The sequence below is a fragment of the Micromonospora sp. WMMD714 genome (assembly GCF_029581315.1).
Lineage (GTDB): Bacteria > Actinomycetota > Actinomycetes > Mycobacteriales > Micromonosporaceae > Micromonospora > Micromonospora rifamycinica.
Genome location: NZ_CP120744.1, coordinates 6,604,548 through 6,623,182 on the forward strand (window position 1 = coordinate 6,604,548; position 18,635 = coordinate 6,623,182).

Annotated in this window: 13 protein-coding genes; 3 read left to right on the forward strand and 10 right to left on the reverse strand. The window is 72.0% G+C overall.

Annotated elements, in window-relative coordinates:
* Positions 1-196 precede the first annotated feature (196 nt).
* The 6 genes from whiA to O7625_RS28085 form a co-directional block, all read right to left on the reverse strand.
* The gene (gene whiA, locus O7625_RS28060; RefSeq protein WP_067304387.1) at positions 197-1,177 is read right to left on the reverse strand and encodes a DNA-binding protein WhiA; all 981 of its coding nucleotides are present in this window, start codon (positions 1,175-1,177) and stop codon (positions 197-199) included.
* A 54-nt stretch (positions 1,178-1,231) separates the two neighbouring features.
* Positions 1,232-2,194 carry a uridine diphosphate-N-acetylglucosamine-binding protein YvcK gene (yvcK, locus tag O7625_RS28065; protein WP_282342800.1) on the reverse strand — a complete coding sequence of 321 codons (963 nt, stop codon included), beginning with the start codon at positions 2,192-2,194 and terminating at the stop codon, positions 1,232-1,234.
* Positions 2,191-3,102: an RNase adapter RapZ gene (gene rapZ / locus O7625_RS28070; protein WP_282342802.1), complete on the reverse strand. Its 912-nt coding sequence runs from the start codon at positions 3,100-3,102 to the stop codon at positions 2,191-2,193. The genes yvcK and rapZ overlap by 4 nt, the downstream gene beginning before the upstream one ends.
* 398 nt (positions 3,103-3,500) lie before the next feature.
* A complete protein-coding gene (locus tag O7625_RS28075) occupies positions 3,501-4,400 on the reverse strand; it encodes a hypothetical protein (RefSeq protein ID WP_282342804.1) in 900 nt (299 codons plus the stop codon).
* A gap of 65 nt (positions 4,401-4,465) precedes the next feature.
* Positions 4,466-4,669: a DUF397 domain-containing protein gene (locus O7625_RS28080; RefSeq protein ID WP_282342806.1), complete on the reverse strand. Its 204-nt coding sequence runs from the start codon at positions 4,667-4,669 to the stop codon at positions 4,466-4,468.
* Between the two features lie 23 nt (positions 4,670-4,692).
* Positions 4,693-5,547 (reverse strand): helix-turn-helix transcriptional regulator, encoded by an 855-nt coding sequence (locus O7625_RS28085; protein ID WP_282342808.1) that lies wholly within the window; start codon positions 5,545-5,547, stop codon positions 4,693-4,695.
* 220 nt (positions 5,548-5,767) lie between these two features.
* Here O7625_RS28085 and O7625_RS28090 point away from each other — a divergent pair, with 220 nt between their 5' ends.
* Positions 5,768-6,220: a hypothetical protein gene (locus O7625_RS28090; protein ID WP_282342810.1), complete on the forward strand. Its 453-nt coding sequence runs from the start codon at positions 5,768-5,770 to the stop codon at positions 6,218-6,220.
* 93 nt (positions 6,221-6,313) lie between these two features.
* On the forward strand, positions 6,314-8,158 hold the full coding sequence (recQ, locus tag O7625_RS28095) for a DNA helicase RecQ (RefSeq protein ID WP_282342811.1): 1,845 nt from the start codon (positions 6,314-6,316) through the stop codon (positions 8,156-8,158).
* A 6-nt stretch (positions 8,159-8,164) separates the two neighbouring features.
* Here recQ and uvrC read toward each other — a convergent pair whose 3' ends face one another.
* Positions 8,165-10,114, reverse strand: a complete 1,950-nt coding sequence (uvrC, locus tag O7625_RS28100; RefSeq protein ID WP_282342812.1) for an excinuclease ABC subunit UvrC — start codon at positions 10,112-10,114, stop codon at positions 8,165-8,167.
* Positions 10,115-10,124: 10 nt separating this feature from the next.
* Complete coding sequence (locus O7625_RS28105; protein WP_282342814.1) at positions 10,125-11,492, reverse strand: endonuclease/exonuclease/phosphatase family protein; 1,368 nt, start codon at positions 11,490-11,492, stop codon at positions 10,125-10,127.
* 182 nt (positions 11,493-11,674) lie between these two features.
* Here O7625_RS28105 and O7625_RS28110 point away from each other — a divergent pair, with 182 nt between their 5' ends.
* Positions 11,675-14,914, forward strand: coding sequence for a penicillin acylase family protein (locus tag O7625_RS28110; protein WP_282342815.1), 3,240 nt, complete (start codon positions 11,675-11,677; stop codon positions 14,912-14,914).
* 55 nt (positions 14,915-14,969) lie between these two features.
* On the opposite strand, the gene O7625_RS28115 is transcribed toward O7625_RS28110, so the two are convergent.
* Positions 14,970-15,437 (reverse strand): Rieske (2Fe-2S) protein, encoded by a 468-nt coding sequence (locus O7625_RS28115; RefSeq protein WP_282342817.1) that lies wholly within the window; start codon positions 15,435-15,437, stop codon positions 14,970-14,972.
* Between the two features lie 203 nt (positions 15,438-15,640).
* Positions 15,641-18,586 carry an excinuclease ABC subunit UvrA gene (uvrA, locus tag O7625_RS28120; protein ID WP_282342818.1) on the reverse strand — a complete coding sequence of 982 codons (2,946 nt, stop codon included), beginning with the start codon at positions 18,584-18,586 and terminating at the stop codon, positions 15,641-15,643.
* Positions 18,587-18,635: the final 49 nt, after the last annotated feature.

Consider the following 18,635-nt stretch of genomic DNA (forward strand, 5'->3'; position numbering starts at 1 on the left):
TGCACGGCGAGGAGTGCCTGTGCCGGCCCCCTTGCCGTACCCGTCGACCCTATCCGAGCGTGCCCCGCCGCGATGCGGCGGGTGGTGACCCCGCCGGGTCGACGGCACGGCACGCCCCACCCACCCGACCCGTGGCACGTCACCCCCGCCGGCCCGTGCCCCGCACGCGCCCGCCGGATGGCGACCCACCGTCCTATCAGACCACGAGCATGTCCGGCGTGACGGCCGCTTCGGTATCCGGGATGCCCAGGTCACGGGCGCGTTTGTCGGCGAGCGCCAGCAGCCGGCGGATCCGGCCGGCGATCGCGTCCTTGGTCAACGGCGGGTCGGCCAGCGCGCCCAGCTCCTCCAGCGACGCCTGCCGGTGCTCCAGCCTCAGCTGACCGGCCGAGGTGAGGTGGTTCGGGGCGTCGTCGGCGAGGATCTCCAGCGCCCGGGTGACCCGGGCGGCGGCGGCCACCGCGGCCCGCGCCGAGCGACGCAGGTTGGCGTCGTCGAAGTTCGCCAGCCGGTTGGCGGTGGCCCGCACCTCGCGGCGTACCCGACGCTCCTCCCAGGCCAGCACGCTGGAGTGCGCGCCGATCCGGGTGAGCAGCGCGGCGATCGCGTCGCCGTCCTTGACCACCACCCGGTCCACCCCGCGCACCTCCCGGTTCTTGGCGGTGATGCCGATCCGACGGGCCGCGCCGACCAGGGCCAGCGCCGACTCCGGGCCGGGGCAGGTGATCTCCAACGCACTGGAGCGGCCCGGTTCGGTCAGCGAGCCGTGCGCCATGAACGCGCCCCGCCAGGCCGACACCGCGCAGCAGACGTTCGCCGCCACCACGTGCGGTGGCAGGCCGCGTACCGGTCGACCCCGGACGTCGAGCAGGCCGGTCTGCCGGGCCAGCGCCTCGCCGTCCTTGACCACCCGGACGATGAAGTGGCTGCCCTTGCGCAGCCCGCCCGAGGCGAGCACGTGGATCTCGCTGGGGTAGCCGTACACCTCGGCGATCTCCCGGCGCAGCCGGCGGGCCACCGCCCCGGTGTCCAGCTCCGCCTCCACCACCACCCGGCCGGAGACGATGTGCAGCCCACCGGCGAAGCGCAGCAGGGCGGCCATCTCCGCCCGCCGGCAGCAGGGCTTGGGCACGTCGACCCGGCTCAGCTCGTCCTTGACCGCAGCCGTCATCGCCATTGTGCGCCCCCTCACGGACCGGTACCGGCGTGTCGCCGGTGATTACGTACGTGCTTAACGATCGGCGCCCAGGACAGGCACCAGTGCGGCAGCCAGGGCGGCCGGATCGTGACGGGGCGTGCCGTCGTCGACGGCGACCGGGGCGAGGACCAACCGGGCACCCAGCGATTCTGCCGCACGCCCGACCGGTTCCGGGTCACCCACCGCTTTGGAGTCGGCCACCACGTAGTCCACGGTGAGTTGCGGAAGGTACCACCGCAGCGCGGCCAGATGGTCGGCCACCGAGAGACCCAGGGTCTCCTGCTCGGCAGCCAGGTTGAGGGTGACCAGCCGACGGGCCGGGCTGGTCACGATCGCCTCGGCCAGCCCCGGCACCAGCAGGTGCGGCAGCACGCTGGTGTACCAGCTACCCGGCCCGAAGATCAGCCAGTCCGCACCGCCGACCGCGGCCACCGCCTCCGGGCAGGCCACCGGGGTGTCCGGGGTGAGCCGCAGCGCCTCCACCGTGCCGGTGGTCACCGCCACCTGGTGCTGACCGCGCACGGTGCGCCGCTCGTCGGGGCGGGCCGGGTCGACGCCGCGTACCCGGGCCTCGATGTCCACCGGCTGCGCGGACATCGGCAGCACCCGGCCGACCGTGCCGAGCATCGCCCCGGCGTGTGCCAGCGCGGCGACCGGGTCGCCGAGCTGCTCCATCAGGCCGCAGAGCACCAGGTTGCCCACCGCGTGCCCGGCCAGCCCGTCCCGCGGGTCGCCGGTGAACCGGTGCTGGAACAGCCCGGCGCTGCGCCGGGTGGCCGGATGGTCCCCGGCCAGCGCGACCAGCGCCTGCCGCAGGTCACCCGGGGGCAGGCCGCCGCGTTCGGCCCGCAGCCGGCCGCTGGAACCGCCGTCGTCGCCGACGGTGACCACGGCGGTGATGTCCAGGTCCAGTTCCCCGGCGCAGTGTCGCAGTGCCCGCAGCGAGGCGGACAGGCCGTGCCCACCGCCGAAGGCGACCACCGACGTCGCCGTCATTCCCGCCCCAGGTCCCGGTGCTGCGCGTTGGCGGCCAGCCCCGACTGGCGCAGCCGCTCGGCCAACTCCTCGGCAATCGCCACGCTGCGGTGCTTGCCGCCGGTGCAGCCGACCGCCACCGTCAGGTAGCGCTTGCCCTCCCGCTCGAATCCGGCGGTGGTGGCGTTGACCAGGTCGGCGTACGAGGCGACGAAGGTGTCCGCGCCCTCCTGCCCGAGCACGTACGCGCTGACCGCCGGCTCCCGACCGGTGTGCTCCCGCAGCTCGGGCACCCAGTACGGATTCGGCAGGAACCGGGCGTCGAGCACGAAATCGGCGTCCGGCGGCAGGCCGTACTTGAAGCCGAAGGAGAGCACGGTGAGTCGCAGCCGACGGGCATCCTCGCCGCCGAACAGCTCCTCGACCCGGCGACGGAGCTGGTTGACGTTGAGGTGGCTGGTGTCGATGATCACATCGGCCTGGTCCCGGGCCTCCTCCAGCAGCTCCCGCTCGACGGCGATCCCGTCGGCGAGCCGCCCCTCACCCTGCAACGGGTGCGACCGGCGGACGCTCTCGAACCGCCTGATCAGCACCTCGTCGTCGGCGTCGACGAAGACCACCCGGGGCGAGAAGCCCCGGTCCTTCAGCTCCCGGATCGCCCCGGCCAGGTCGGTGGAGAAGGCCCGCGACCGCACGTCCAGCACCATCGCGGTACGCCGGGCCGCGCCGCCGGCCTTCATCGCCAGCTCGGCCATGTCCAGCATCAGCGCCTGCGGCAGGTTGTCCACCACGTAGTAGCCGACGTTCTCCAGGGCGCGGGCCACCGTGCTGCGGCCACCGCCGGACAGGCCGGTGACCACCACCAGCGTGGTGTCCGACTCCGCCGTGCCGCCCTCGACGTACCCGCCGGCTGTCCGCGCCTCGCTCACCGCTGTTACCCCCGAGTACGTCGCGCCGCGCCCCGGTGGACCGGCCGCGCATGGTCAGTCGACGACTCTATCCCGGCGGGCGGCGTCGATCCCCGCACGGCCGATGGCGGGTCGCCCGCCAGCGCGGATCCGGCCGCCAGCGCGGACCCGGCCGCCAGCGCGGACCCGGCCGACAGCGCGGACCCGGCCGACAGTGTGAAGCCGATCGCGGCGCGGACCCGGCCTCAGCGCGGACCCGGCCGGCGGCGCGAAGCCCGATCGCGGCGCGGACCGTCACCCGACCGGCACCGACTGCCGGGGCATCACTCCACACGCAGCGGTATGCCTGTCCGTCATAGTTATGACGGACAGGCATACCGCGGTCCGGGAGGTGTGTGGCCCCTCGGCGGTCGCGAGCGTCAGCGGCGGCTCCGCAGCGCCCTGACCCGGTCCCGACCGAGCACGCCGAGGTAGTCCTCCCGCTCGTCGAGACAGGAGTCGACCTCGGCCGCCCCGATGATCTCCGCCAGCCGGGCGGCCAGGTCGTCAGGATCCGGCCGTACCTGCTCGCAGAGCCGGACGTGCGCCGCCCGCAACGCGCCGCCGATCTCGGCCGGCTCCTCCTCGTACGTCTCCCAGGCGTCCCAGAGGTAGCCGGCGAGGCCGTCCCAGGCGCGGGCGGCCCGCTCGACCAGCAGCAGCGTCTCCTCGCTCGGCGGCCGTTGGGCGAGCACCTCGACCTCCTCGACGATCGCCCGGCCGGCCTTCTCCACGTCGTGCAGGTCCCACCGGTCACCGCCGGTCGCCTCGCGGGCGAGGGTGTCGATCGTGTGCCGGATGCCGTCCAGCTCGGCGACGGTGAGCGGCGCGAGCTGACCAGCCTGCGCCCGCAACCTGTGCTCCAGCACGCGATCGGTGACCGCCCACTCGGCCACCAGCGACGCCAGCCTCCCGGCCGGGATGCCGCGCGCGAGTTCGGCCAGCTCAGCGACCTTCGGGTCGATCGCCAGGGCCGACGGCGGGGTGGCCGCCGAGGACCACGCGACTCCGTCTTCCAGGCCGGCGGCGGTGAGGGCCACCGCGTGCCCGCACAACACCGCACCGGCCGGGCAGTCGCACTCGACGGTGAAGCCGTCCGCCGTGACCCCCACCCAGACCTCGTACGGCGGTTGCCCGGCTTCCCGGATCACGCCGGAGACTCCCCCGCCCACCGCCATGATCTCCGCTGGCTGGCCGGCTGCCCGGAGCTTGTCCGCCGCCGCACAGGCGATCGGTCCAGCCTCGTCCCGGAGGGCTTCGATATCGATGCGTACCGCCATCCGACCATCTAACCGGGTGCGGGTGACGCCGCCGACGTCAGGGCGGAGACCGCCCGGCGAGCGAGTCAGCCGCGCAGGCCACGCCGCAGGCCGACGACGAACGACGACCAGGCGCCCCGGTCGAAGAGGAGTGCGGGGCCGCCCGGGTCCTTGGAGTCCCGCACCGCCAACCCCTCGGGAAGTTCACCCACCTCAACGCAATCCGAACCATTTGCGCTACTACGAGCGCTCTTACGCCAGATCACGTTCGCAGGGTGGGTCGGGTTCATCGGGGTGCTCCTCAGGCCAAGACTCAGTCTTGAAGCTCGGCGGAGATCCTGACGAGAAAATCGGCAGACTGGTCAGGGTCGAGCGCCTTCGCACGTAGGTGGTCGAAGACGAGTTTATATCGCGCAACCTGCTGCTCCTCCTCCAGCAGGAGGGTGTTGATGTCGTTGTCCACGTAGACGATGGTCGGGTCGAGGGCTGGCTCCGCATAGTCGAGAATCGTGAAAGCACCGCCCATCGAGGCGTGCGCCCCCGCAGCGAAGGGCAGCACCTGCACCTCGACGGCTGGTAGCTGACATGCCTCGATGATGCGCCCCAACTGAACGCTCATGACCTTGGCACCACCAACGACTCGCCGCACCGCAGCCTCGTCCAGAATGATCCAGAGCTTCGGAGGGACATCGCGCGTGAGCAGCACCTTTCGTGCCTGACGCGCCGCGATGACTCGGTCGACTTCGTCCTTGCCGGCAGTCGCGCGTCCAGCATGGATGACTGCCCGCGCGTATTCCTCGGTCTGCAACAGACCTGGGACGTGAAGGCTCTGGAACGTGCTGATCGACTCCGCCTCCGCCTCGAAGCCGACGTAGTCGTCGGGCAGCACGTCGCCGTACACGCTCCACCAGCCCTTCTGCCGCGCCTGACGCGCAAGACCGGCCAGGGCATCCCGCTCCTCAGGGGATGCGTCGTAGAGATCCAGGAGCTTCCGCAGGCCGTCCGCAGCGATCCCGCTGTGCCCCTGTTCGATTCGGATCACCTTCGCTCGATGCCACCCCACCGAGCGAGCGACGTCTTCAACCGTCAGACCTCGCTGATCACGCAGTCGACGGAGTTCACGACGCAGTCGACGCGCACGAATCGTCGGACTCGCGGTCGATGCCATAGCAGTACCTCCCGACCACCGGATGCGGACATGAAACCAAGGAGTCTCAACCGAAGCAGTCTGGCACACATTGATGCTACGTTGCAAGATCGCTTGCATTGGTGCAGGCTCAATGCGCCAAGCTGTTGAGGCCCAACGAAATCCGGAGGCAGCATTGACTGACAACCGATCTTCGCGGTGGGGGCGGTCCGGGTCCGAGTTTCGTCGTGACCTGGCCGCCATGCTCGACCGGGCCGACGTGTCCGAGCGGGTCCGGGCCGCCATTGCGCACGCGCTGGCGACGCCGGACGCCCTCTCGTCGTACGCCGACTCGGTGGTCACCCGCTATCTGACCGAGCGCGAGCGGCGGTCGGACCGCAACGGGCCGCCGGCCGGGGCCTACCAGCCGGACCGTCGGTGGACGCTGCACCTGTCCTACCTGGCGGCCGACCTGGGCGAGGCCCGCGACCAGGCCGTCGTCTACACGGAGGGGCTGACGATCCTGCGCCCCGAGTTGGCCGCGAACGCCGCGCTGCTGTCCCGGGCCGACGCCTGGAACCACGTCGAGCCGGTGTTCTGCGGCCGGATCGGCCCCGACGGGGAAGTCTGCATGGACGTCACCGGGCATCCCGGCTTCCACAGCGCGGCGGGCCTCGGCGGGCTGTGCTGGGGCGACGGCGACAGCCCCGGGTGAGGGGCGCGGCAGTGATCGGCACCGCATCCGGGGCGCACCGGCGGCGGGGGCGTCGTGGACGGCGTTGTCGGGGCGGGTCCGTACACTCCCCGGATGGCCTCCCCCACCGAGCTGCGCGCCTCCGATGCCCTCGACGTGCTCCGCCGGGTCTTCGGCTACGACGCCTTCCGGGGCTTCCAGCAGGAGGTCATCGACCACGTGGTGGCCGGCGGGGACGCCCTGGTGCTGATGCCCACCGGTGGCGGCAAGTCGCTGTGCTACCAGGTCCCCGCCCTGGTCCGCGACGGCGTCGCGGTGGTCGTCTCCCCGCTGATCGCCCTCATGCAGGACCAGGTCGACGCGCTGACGGCGGTCGGCGTGCGCGCCGGCTTCCTCAACTCGACGCAGGACTACGCGGCCCGGCGCACGGTCGAGCAGGCGTTCGTCGACGGGGAGCTGGATCTGCTCTACCTCGCCCCGGAGGCGCTGGGCACCCGGGGCGTGCAGCAGCTGCTCGACCGGGGCCGGATCGGCCTGTTCGCCATCGACGAGGCGCACTGCGTGTCCCAGTGGGGGCACGACTTCCGCCCGGACTACCTGGCCCTGTCGATGCTGCACGAACGGTGGCCGGCGGTGCCCCGGATCGCGCTGACCGCGACCGCCACCAGCGCCACCCGGGCCGAGATCGCCACCCGGCTCCAGCTCACCGGGGCGAAGCACTTCGTGGCGAGCTTCGACCGGCCCAACATCCAGTACCGGATCGTGCCCAAGAAGGAGCCGCGCAAGCAGTTGCTGACCCTGCTGCGCGACGAGCACCCGGGTGACGCCGGGATCGTCTACTGCCTGTCCCGGGCCTCGGTGGACAAGACCGCCGAGTTCCTGGTCGCCAACGGGGTCGCCGCGCTGCCCTACCACGCCGGCCTGGACGCGGGCACCCGCGCCGCCAACCAGCAGCGCTTCCTGCGCGAGGACGGCCTGGTCATGGTCGCCACGATCGCCTTCGGGATGGGCATCGACAAGCCGGACGTCCGGTTCGTGGCCCACCTCGACCTGCCGAAGTCGGTCGAGGGTTACTACCAGGAGACCGGTCGGGCCGGCCGGGACGGCCTGCCGTCGACCGCCTGGCTCGCCTACGGCCTCCAGGACGTGGTGCAGCAGCGCAAGATGATCGAGACGTCCGACGGCGACCTCGCCCACCGGCGTAACCTCGCCACCCACCTGGACGCCATGCTGGCGCTCTGCGAGACGGTCCGCTGCCGGCGGGTGCAGCTGCTCGAATACTTCGGCCAGCCCGGCACGGGCGACTGCGGCAACTGCGACACCTGCCTGACCCCGCCGGAGACCTGGGACGGCACGGTGGCCGCGCAGAAGCTGCTCTCCACCGTCTACCGGCTCGACCGGGAACGCAACCAGCGCTTCGGCGCGGGGCACTGCATCGACATCCTGCTCGGCAAGCAGAACGACAAGATCAGCCAGTACGGCCACGACGCACTGAGCACCTTCGGCATCGGCACCGAGCTGCGCGAGGCGGAGTGGCGCGGGGTGGTCCGGCAACTGCTCGCCGAGGGGCTGCTGGCGGTCGAGGGCGACTACGGCACGCTGGCGCTCACCGAGGCCAGCACCGAGGTGCTGGCCCGCCGCCGCACGGTCACCATGCGCCGGGAGCCGGAGAAGGTCGCCCCGACCCGCTCGGCCAAGCCGCGCGGCGCGGCCACCGTGGTCGCGGAGCTCTCCCCGGCGGCCGGGTCGCTGTTCGAGCGGCTGCGGGCCTGGCGGGGGGCCACCGCCAAGGAACAGGGCGTGCCCGCGTACGTCATCTTCCACGACGCGACGCTGCGGCAGATCGCCACCGACGCGCCCACCTCGCTGGCCGAGCTGTCCCGGATCAGCGGCGTCGGCGAGAACAAGCTCGCCAAGTACGGCGAGTCCATCCTCGCCGTCCTCGCCGACCAGCCCTGACCGCCGTCAGTCGGTCGGGGTGGGGGCGGTGGTCTTCGGGTCGCCGTCGAGGGCCGCGAGGATCGCCTCGGCGGTGCGGCGGCCGACCCCGGGCACCTCGACGATCTCCTCCACGGTGGCCGCGGAGAGCCGCTTGAGCGAACCGAAGTGGTGCAGCAGCGCCTTGCGGCGGACCTCGCCGAGGCCGGGAACGGTGTCCAGGGCCGATTCGGTCATCCGCTTGGAACGCCGCTGCCGGTGGAAGGTGATGGCGAACCGGTGCGCCTCGTCGCGGGCGCGTTGCAGCAGGTACAGCCCCTCGGAGGTGCGCGGCAGGATGACCGGGTAGTCGTCGTCGGGGAGCCAGACCTCCTCCAGCCGCTTGGCCAGCCCGCACAGCGCCACGTCGTCGATGCCCAGCTCGGCCAGCGCCTGGGCCGCCGCCGCCACCTGCGGGGCACCCCCGTCGACGATCACCAGCTGCGGCGGGTACGCGAACCGGCGCGGCCGACCGGTGGCCGGGTCGATGCCGGGGCGGTCGGGGTCGGACGCGGTCTCCTCGCCCAGCTCGCCCGTCTCGGCGCGGGCGTCGAGGTAACGGGCGAAGCGGCGACGCAGCACCTCGGACATCGCCGACAGGTCGTCGGTGGCCCCCCGGACGATGAACCGGCGGTACTCGCTCTTGCGGGGCAGCCCGTCCTCGAAGACGACCATGCTGGCCACCACGTCGGTGCCCTGGATCTGGGAGACGTCGAAGCACTCGATGCGCAGCGGCGCGGTACGCATCCCGAGCGCCTCGCTGATCTCGTCGAGCGCCTTGCCCCGGGTGGTGAGGTCACCGGCCCGCTTGAGCTTGTGCCGGGCCAGCGCGTCCTTGGCGTTGCGGCCCACCGTCTCCAGCAGGGTCTTCTTGTCGCCGCGCTGGGGCACCCGCAGTGACACCCGGCTGCCCCGGCGGGCGCTGAGCCAGTCGGCGAGCGCCTCGGCGTCGGCGGGCAGCTCGGGGACGAGCAGCTCCCGGGGGACGTCCGCCTCGCCCTGCTCACCGCCGTAGACCTGGGTGCAGAAGTGGTGCACCAGGTCACCGGTGGTCAGCTCCTCGGTCTTCTCCACCACCCAGCCACGCTGGCCGCGGACCCGGCCGTCACGGACGTGGAAGACCTGCACGGCGGCTTCGAGGGGGTCGTCGGCGAAGGCGACCACGTCGGCGTCGGTGCCGTCACCGAGCACCACCGTCTGCTTCTCCATGGCCCGGCGCAGGGCGGCCACGTCGTCGCGTAGCCGGGCCGCCCGCTCGAACTCCAACTGCTCGCTGGCCTCGGTCATCTCGCGTTCGAGGCGGCGCACCATGCTGTCGGTGCGACCGGCCATGAACTCGCAGAAGTTGTCGACGATCGCCCGGTGCGCGTCGGCGGAGACGGTGCCCACGCAGGGCGCGGAGCACTTGCCGATGTAGCCGAGCAGGCAGGGGCGACCCACCTGCCCGGCCCGCTTGAACACCCCGGCGGAGCAGGTGCGGGCGGGGAAGACCCGCAGCAACAGGTCGAGCGTCTCGCGGATCGCCCAGGCGTGCGAGTACGGCCCGAAGTACCGCACGCCCTTACGCTTCGCACCCCGCATGACCTGCAGCCGCGGGTATTCCTCGTCGAGGGTGACCGCCAGGTACGGGTACGACTTGTCGTCGCGGTACCGGACGTTGAACCGGGGGTCGTACTGCTTGATCCAGGTGAACTCCTGCTGGAGGGCGTCGACCTCGGTGGCGACGGTCATCCAGTCGACCGACTCGGCGGTGGTGACCATCTGCCGGGTCCGCTCGTGCAGACCCAGCAGATCGCCGAAGTAGGAGTTGAGCCGGGCACGCAGGTTCTTGGCCTTGCCGACGTAGATCACCCGGCCGGTGCCGTCCCGGAACCGGTAGACCCCGGGGGACTCGGGGATCGTGCCGGACGCCGGGCGGTAGGTCGAGGGATCAGCCACGGCACCGAGACTAACCGTTACCGCTGACACTCCAGATCACGCCGAGCTGGTCGACCTCGCTGCCGCTGCGGCCGAAGAACCCGGCGAGCCGGCCACCGGGGGGCGCGGTGAGGGTGACCGCCGCCGAGGTGGGCGTGCCGGCGGTGAGGGTGCGGCCCTGGTCGGTGGTGAGCCGGGCCGAGAAGATCCGGGTCCGGCCGTCCTTCTGGCCCTGGGTGAGGGTGACCTGGGTGACCCGCTCGCCGGGGGCCAGGGTGAGGCTGCTCTCCGTCCCACCGGTGCCGCCGTGGCGCAGCTGGCCGCCGTCGGCGAGGTCCACCCCGACGGCGTCGAGCCGGGAGCCGCCGCGCAGGGTGACCCGGGTGACCGCCGGGCCGACCCGGTCGGCGTCGGTGAACGGCGTGCCGTGCGGGCCGCCCCAGGTGTCGCTGGCCCGCAGGTCGGGGGCGAGGGTCCAGTCGAACCAGGCGGCGTGCGGGTAGTGGTCGGACAGCGGCCCGCCGGTCGGGGTGAGGAACCGGGCGTGCTCGTTGTGGTAGCGGTCCAGGCTGAGCCGGACCAGCTTGTTGCCCCGGTAGAGGATCTTGTCGACCACCTCGCAGGAGTCCGTCACGTTGGCCTCGTCGCAGAGCAGCGCCGGGTCACCGGCGGCCGGCGGCTGGCCGCCCCGCTCCTGCTGCACCCAGACGTCGGTGAGGCCGTTGGCCGCCACCAGGTCGCGGATGTTGTCGCCGGTACGGGTGTAGCGGACGTTCAGGTCACCCATCAGCACCACCGCGTTGCCGGCCGAGTTCGCCGCGACGTACGCGGAGAGCTGGCTGATGTTGGCGCGCCGGGCGGCCAGGTCGGCGTCGGTGCTGCCGGCGTTCGGGTGGGCGTTGTAGAAGTCGACGTAGACGCCCTCGGCCAGCCGGATGCGGCTGGCGGTGAAGCCCTTCGGGGTGAGGCAGTCGGTGCCGTTGCAGGAGTTCCACTTCACCCGGGCGAAGTCGCTGTACGGGTAGTTCGACAGCGTGTTGAGGCCGCTGCCGAACGGCACGCCCCCGCTGGTCGGGGTCCGGTACGGGTGCTGGTCGGTGGCGTACAGGTCGGCGTGGTAGTTGAAGTCCTCCTGGACGTGCACGATGTCGTACCCGCCGAGCCGTTCGCCGATCGGCCGGGTGTTGGTCGCCGGGTCGCCGCCGGAGATGATGTCGGGCAGGCCGGCGACGTTGTAGGTGAGCACGGAGAACGCGCCCGAGGTGGGGGCGGCGGCGGTCCCGCGCGACGCGGCGGCGGGGGCCGGGCCGGTGGCGGCGGGGGCCGCGGTGGCCGGCCCGGACGGGGTGAGCGCGACCGCGAGCAACGTCGCGGACGCGAGCAGACGGACGACCTTCATCGACGATCCAATCTGGAGCGGGGGGATCGAAGGCTATCCACGCGCCCCGACCGGCCCGGTACCACCCGGCGAAGATCCGGCAGCCGCGCGATGGACGTCTTCCGATATCGACCAACGGAGATTACCATCCGGTAACCGAATGTTATTCATATAAAGATCCCCATCCTCATTGGAGGATCACCATGCCCCGTCCCCCCACCGTCCGCCGCCTGCTCGCCGGTCTGACCGCCGGCATCAGCGTCGCCGCCCTGCTCACCGCGACGCCCACCACCCCGGCCGAGGCCGCCGCGCCGCGTACCGCGTTCGCTCCCGAGGACTACTGCCTCGGCGAGTGCGGCGACATCCTGCCGCCCGGCCAGAACGGCAACGCCACCCTGGTCGAGGTGCTCGGCAACCAGACCCTCGGCACCCTGCCCCGGCACTCCGCCGACCAGCTCGGCCGGTACGCCGACCTGGTGTACGGCTACGCCGGGCTGCGCGAGGAACAGATCGGCTCGTTCTTCACCGACGCCTCCTTCGGCGTCCCGCAGGGGCAGGTCGAACGCGACTACTCGCCCCGCTCCGACGTCCGTATCCTGCGGGACAGGGCGACCGGTGTCCCGCACGTCACCGGCACCACCCGGGGCGGCACCATGTACGGCGCGGGGTACGCCGGCGCCGAGGACCGGCTGTTCACCATGGACCTGCTGCGCCACGTCGGCCGGGGCACCCTCACCTCGTTCGCCGGCGGCGCACCCGGCAACCGGGCGCTGGAGCAGAGCGTCTGGCGCAACTCGCCGTACACCGAGGCGGACCTCCAGGCGCAGGTCGAGGCGCTGCGCACCAAGGGTCCGCGCGGCCAGCAGCTCTACGCCGACGTACAGGAGTACATCGCCGGCATCAACGCCTACATCGGCGTCTGCATGGGCGCCCGCAACTGCCCCGGCGAGTACGTGCTCACCGGCCACCTCGACGCGGTCACCAACGCCGGCGGCCCGGAGCCGTTCCAGCTCACCGACCTGATCGCCATCGCCGGCGTGGTGGGCGGGCTGTTCGGCGGCGGGGGCGGCACCGAGATGCAGTCCGCGCTGGTCCGGATCGCCGCCCGCGCGAAGTACGGCACCACCGAGGGCGACAGGGTGTGGACGGCGTTCCGCAACCAGAACGACCCGGAGACCGTGCTGACCCTGCACGACGGACAGAGCTTCCCGTACGGCGACGCCTCCCCCGACGCGGCGAGCGTGGTGCTGCCCGACGCCGGCTCGGCCCGGGTCGAGCCGATCTTCACCGACCCGACCGGCTCCGCCGGCAGCACCGCCGCCCCGGCCCGTACCGGCACGAGCGCGTCCGGTGAGCTGGCCGCCGCGCTGTCCGGGCTGACCATCAGCCCGGCGCACCGGGGGATGTCCAACGCGGCGGTGGTCTCCGCCGCCAACTCGGCCACCGGCCACCCGGTCGCGGTCTTCGGCCCGCAGACCGGCTACTTCTCCCCGCAGCTGCTGATGGTGCAGGAGTTGCAGGGGCCGGGGATCAGCGCCCGGGGCGCGGCGTTCGCCGGCCTCAACCTCTACGTGCTGCTCGGCCGGGGCCAGGACTACGCCTGGAGCGCCACCTCGTCGATCCACGACATCACCGACAGCTACGCGGTGCCGCTGTGCACCACCGACGGCAGCACCCCGACCCTGGCCGCCGACCACTACCTCTACCGGGGCCAGTGCCTGGCGATGGAGCAGCTCGCCCACGTCAACAAGTGGACGCCGACCCTCGCCGACGGCACCGCCAAGGGGTCGTACAAGCTGGTCGCCTGGCGGACGAAGCTCGGCCTGGTCGCCTGGCGGGCCACGGTCGGCGGTCGGCCGCACGCCTTCACCCAGCTCCGGTCCACCTACCGGCACGAGGCCGACTCGGCAATCGGTTTCCAGATGTTCAACGACCCGGAGCAGATGGGCTCGGCGGACGCCTTCGTCGCCTCGGCCAACAACGTCGAGTACGCCTTCAACTGGTTCTACGTCAACTCCACCGAGTCGGCGTACTTCAACTCCGGGCTGAACCCGGTGCGGGCCGCCGGGTCCAACCCGAACCTGCCGATGAAGGCCGAGCCGGCCTACGAGTGGCAGGGCTTCGACCCGGCGACGAACACCGCCGGCTACGCCCCGCTGGCCGCCCACCCCCGGTCGGTCAACCAGGACTACTACGTCAGCTGGAACAACAAGCAGGCCAAGGACTTCGGCGGCGCGGACGGCAACTACAGCTTCGGCGCGGTGCACCGGGCCGACCTGCTGGACCGACCGCTCAAGGCGGGCCTGGCCGCCGGCCGGAAGTACGACCGGGGCTCGCTGACCGCGCTGGTCGAGCAGGCCGGCCTGACCGACCTGCGCGGGGCCGAGGTGCTCGACGAGCTGATCCGGGTGCTGGAGAGCCAGCCCGTCACCGACGCCACGCTGGCCACCGAGATCAGCCGGCTCAGGGCGTGGCGGCAGGACGGCGCGCTGCGGGTGGAGACGGCGAAGGGGTCGAAGGTCTACCGGCACGCCGAGGCGATCCGCACCTTCGACGCCTGGTGGCCGCTGCTGGTCCGGGGGATGTTCCGCGACCAGCTCGGCCCGGACCTCTACCAGTCACTGATCAACGCGATCCAGATCAACGAGTCCCCCTCCGGGCACCAGCAGGGCGACAAGTCCAACCTGCCGACCTCGGCCAACGAGGCCCAGTCGCACAAGGGCTCGTCCTTCCAGTACGGCTGGTGGGGCTACGTCGACAAGGACCTGCGCGCGGTGCTCGGCGACCCGGTGCGCGGCGGGCTGGGCCGGGGCTACTGCGGCGCCGGGAACCTGGCCGGCTGCCGGCAGGTGCTGCTGGACACGCTGCGCACAGCGGCGGCCACCCCGGCTGAGCAGGTGTACCCCGGTGACGCGAGCTGCGCCGCCGGTGACCAGTGGTGCGCGGACGCGATCATCCAGTCCCCGCTGGGCGGGATCAAGCACGCCACCATCGCCTGGCAGAACCGGCCCACCTTCCAGCAGGTGGTCTCGTTCCCGTCCCGCCGGGGTGACGACCTGACCAACCTGGCCGCCGGTCGGCCGGTCAGCGCGTCGGGCAGCGAGCTGTTCTTCGGGGCGGCCAAGGCCGTCGACTCCGACCTGGGCACCCGCTGGGCGAGCAGCTGGGCGGACGACCAGTGGCTCACCGTCGACCTCGGGTCGGCCCGCCAGGTGGGCCGGGTGACCCTGGCCTGGGAGTCGGCGTACGCCCGGTCGTACCGGATCGAGGTGTCGAACGACGGGTCGAGCTGGCGGACGGTCTGGTCGACCACGGCCGGCGACGGCGGCACCGACGTGGTGGCGTTCCCCGCCGAGAACGCCCGGTACGTCCGGATGCACGGGGTGACCCGGGCCACCTCGTACGGCTACTCCCTCTGGGAGATGGCGGTGTACGCGCACTGAGCCGACGGTGCCGGCCGGGGCGGTGGGTCACCCCCGCCGCCCCGGCCGGCGCCGGTCAGGCCAGGACGATCTGGTCGCCCTCGACCTTGATCTGCTTGGCGGCCAGCGGGGTGGTCGCCGGGCCGCTCTTCGCCGCGCCGTCGGTGATGGCGAACGCGCTGTTGTGGCAGGTGCAGTTGATCGTCCCGCCGTCGACGTTCGACACCGGACAGCCCTGGTGGGTGCAGATCGGGTCGAACGCCTTGAACTGCCCCGCCGTCGGCTGGGTGATCACCACTCCCTGCGCGGCGTAGACCTGCCCGCCACCCACCGGGATGTCGGCGGTCTTGGCGACGACGGTGCCCGGCCCGCTACCGGCGTTGGACGCGGCCGGCGCACCGCTGCTCGCCGGGCTGGTCGGTTCGTCACCGGAATCGTCACCGCAGGCGGTCAGGAGCACCGAGGCCCCCACCGCACCCGCCCCGGCCAGCAGGGCGCGTCGGGTCTGCTTCCCGGCCCCGGTCAGCGCCTGATCGTCGTTCATCTCCAGCCCTTCTCTCCACCGCTGTTACCAGAATCGTCCGTCACCGGAATCGTCGGCCTTCACGGCCGCATCTGAGCACACGCACCACGGTGTCCCGGCGGTTCACCCCCGCCCCCCGCACCGCGTCGGACGGCTGACGATAGCGGACCACCCTGTGCCCGGGGATCGGTAGCCCGATCTCCGGGCACGGCTGCCCGGTCGGCTCAGCGCGCCCCGGCCGGCACCTTGCGGGTCCGCGCCTTCGGCGTCGCGCCGTTGGCCCTGGCCGCCCGGGTCGACGCCGCCTTCGCGCCGCGGGCCTCCCCGTCGAGCTTGAGCACCGACCGCAGGAACTGACCGGTGTGGCTCTCGGCGACCTCGGCGACCTCCTCCGGGGTGCCGGTGGCCAGCACCGTGCCGCCCCGGTGGCCGCCCTCCGGACCCATGTCGATCAGCCAGTCGGCCGTCTTGATCACGTCGAGGTTGTGCTCGATGGTGATCACCGTGTTGCCCTTGTCGACCAGCCCCTCCAGCACCAGCAGCAGCTTGCGGATGTCCTCGAAGTGCAGGCCGGTGGTGGGCTCGTCGAGCACGTAGACCGTCCGGCCGGTGGACCGCTTCTGCAACTCGGCGGCCAGCTTGACCCGCTGCGCCTCACCGCCGGAGAGCGTCGGCGCGGACTGGCCCAGCCGTACGTAGCCCAGGCCCACGTCGTTGAGCGTCCGCAGGTGCCGGTGGATGGCCGGGATGGCGGAGAAGAACTCGGCCGCCTCCTCGATCGGCATCTCCAGGACGTCGGAGACGGTCTTGCCCTTGTAGTGCACCTCCAGGGTCTCCCGGTTGTACCGGGCGCCCTTGCACACCTCGCACGGGACGTAGACGTCCGGCAGGAAGTTCATCTCGATCTTGATGGTGCCGTCGCCGGAGCACGCCTCGCAGCGCCCCCCCTTGACGTTGAACGAGAACCGGCCCGGCCCGTACCCCCGGACCTTGGCCTCGGTGGTCTCGGCGAACAGCTTGCGGACGTGGTCCCAGACCCCGGTGTAGGTGGCCGGGTTGGAGCGCGGCGTCCGGCCGATCGGCGACTGGTCGACACCGACCACCTTGTCGACGTGCTCCAGCCCGGAGACCCGGGTGTGCCGGCCGGGCACCAGCCGGGCACCGTTGATCTGGTTGGCCAGCACCGCGTACAGGATGTCGTTGACCAGCGTGGACTTGCCCGAGCCGGAGACGCCGGTGACCGCGATGAGCTGGCCGAGCGGGAACGGCACGGTCAGGTTGCGCAGGTTGTGCTCGCGCGCCCCGTGCACCACCAGCTCCCGCTCCGGCGTCTGCGGCCGGCGTCGCTTCGGCGTCGGGATCTCCCGCCGACCCGACAGGTACGCCCCGGTCACCGACTCGGGATTGTCCAGCAGCGCCGGCACCGAGCCGCTGTGCACGATCCGGCCGCCGTGCTCGCCCGCGCCGGGCCCGATGTCGACGATCCAGTCGGCGACCCGGATGGTGTCCTCGTCGTGCTCGACCACGATCAGCGTGTTGCCCAGGCCGCGCAGCCGCAGCAGGGTCTCGATCAGCCGGTGGTTGTCCCGCTGGTGCAGGCCGATGGACGGCTCGTCGAGCACGTAGAGCACGCCGACCAGGCCGGAGCCGATCTGGGTGGCCAGCCGGATGCGCTGCGCCTCGCCGCCGGACAGGGTGCCGGCCGCCCGGTCCAGGGAGAGGTAGTCCAGGCCGACGTCGAGCAGGAACCGCAACCGGGCGTTGATCTCCTTGAGCACCCGCTCGGCGATCATCTTCTGCCGGTCGGTCAGCGCGATGCCGGCGAGCAGCTCGGCCGCCTCGCCCACCGACAGGTTGCAGACCTCGGCGATGCTCTTGCCGGCGATGGTGACCGCCAGCACCTCGGGCTTGAGCCGGGTGCCGCCGCAGGCCGCGCAGGGCACGTCGCGCATGTAGCCCTCGTACTTGTCCCGCGACCACTCGCTCTCGGTGTCGGTGTGCCGGCGCTCGATCCACTGCACCACACCCTCGAAACCGGTGTAGTAGGAGCGCTCCCGGCCGAACTTGTTGCGGTAACGCACGTGCACCTGGTCGTCGGAGCCGTGCAGGATGGTCTTCTGCGCCCGCGCCGGCAGCGCCCGCCACGGGGTGTCGACGTCGAAGTGCTGGCTCTCGCCCAGCGCCTCCAGCAGCCGCAGGAAGTACTCCAGGTTGTGCCCGGTGGACCAGGGCTGCAACGCGCCCTCGCGCAGGGTGCGCTCCGGGTCGGGGACGACCAGCTCCGGGTCGACCTCCTTCTTGGTGCCCAGGCCGGTGCACTCCGGGCAGGCCCCGTAGGGCGCGTTGAACGAGAAGACCCGGGGTTCCAGGTCCTCGATCGCCAACGGGTGGTCGTTCGGGCAGGCCAGGTGCTCGGAGTAGCGACGCTCCCGGGCCGGGTCGTCCTCGGCGAGGTCGACGAAGTCGAGCAGCACCAGGCCGTCGGAGAGGCCGAGCGCGGCCTCCACCGAGTCGGTCAGCCGCTGCTTGGCGCTCGCCTTGACGCTGAGCCGGTCGATCACCACCTCGATGGTGTGCTTCTCCTGCTTCTTGAGCTTCGGCGGCTCGGTCAGCGGATGCACCACCCCGTCGACCCGGGCGCGGGCGTAGCCCTTGGCCTGGAGTTCGGCGAAGAGGTCGACGTACTCGCCCTTGCGGCCCCGGACCACCGGGGCGAGGACCATGAACCGGGTGCCCTCGGCCATCGCCAGCACCCGGTCGACGATCTGCTGCGGGCTCTGCCGGGAGATCCGCTCGCCGCAGACCGGGCAGTGCGGCTCGCCGATCCGGGCGAAGAGCAGCCGCAGGTAGTCGTAGACCTCGGTGATGGTGCCGACGGTGGAACGGGGGTTGCGCGAGGTCGACTTCTGGTCGATGGAGACGGCCGGGCTCAGCCCCTCGATGAAGTCGACGTCCGGCTTGTCCATCTGGCCGAGGAACTGCCGGGCGTACGACGACAGCGACTCGACGTAGCGGCGCTGCCCCTCGGCGAAGATGGTGTCGAAGGCCAGGCTCGACTTGCCGGAGCCGGAGAGCCCGGTGAAGACGATGAGCGCGTCCCGGGGCAGGTCGAGACTGACGTCACGCAGGTTGTGCTCGCGCGCGCCACGGATGATCAGACGGTCGGCCACGGTGCGGATGCTCCCGGAAGAGAAATATGAGGCGGATCTGTCCGCTCCG

Excerpts from the sequence above, each read along its gene's own strand:
- whiA (WP_067304387.1), bottom strand. The coding sequence starts at position 1,177 with ATGGCGATGACGGCTGCGGTCAAGGACGAGCTGAGCCGGGTCGACGTG.
- yvcK (WP_282342800.1), bottom strand. The coding sequence starts at position 2,194 with ATGACGGCGACGTCGGTGGTCGCCTTCGGCGGTGGGCACGGCCTGTCC.
- O7625_RS28075 (WP_282342804.1), bottom strand. The coding sequence starts at position 4,400 with ATGGCGGTACGCATCGATATCGAAGCCCTCCGGGACGAGGCTGGACCG.
- O7625_RS28080 (WP_282342806.1), bottom strand. The coding sequence starts at position 4,669 with ATGAACCCGACCCACCCTGCGAACGTGATCTGGCGTAAGAGCGCTCGT.
- O7625_RS28085 (WP_282342808.1), bottom strand. The coding sequence starts at position 5,547 with ATGGCATCGACCGCGAGTCCGACGATTCGTGCGCGTCGACTGCGTCGT.
- O7625_RS28090 (WP_282342810.1), top strand. The coding sequence starts at position 5,768 with ATGCTCGACCGGGCCGACGTGTCCGAGCGGGTCCGGGCCGCCATTGCG.
- recQ (WP_282342811.1), top strand. The coding sequence starts at position 6,314 with ATGGCCTCCCCCACCGAGCTGCGCGCCTCCGATGCCCTCGACGTGCTC.
- O7625_RS28105 (WP_282342814.1), bottom strand. The coding sequence starts at position 11,492 with ATGAAGGTCGTCCGTCTGCTCGCGTCCGCGACGTTGCTCGCGGTCGCG.
- O7625_RS28110 (WP_282342815.1), top strand. The coding sequence starts at position 11,675 with ATGCCCCGTCCCCCCACCGTCCGCCGCCTGCTCGCCGGTCTGACCGCC.
- O7625_RS28115 (WP_282342817.1), bottom strand. The coding sequence starts at position 15,437 with ATGAACGACGATCAGGCGCTGACCGGGGCCGGGAAGCAGACCCGACGC.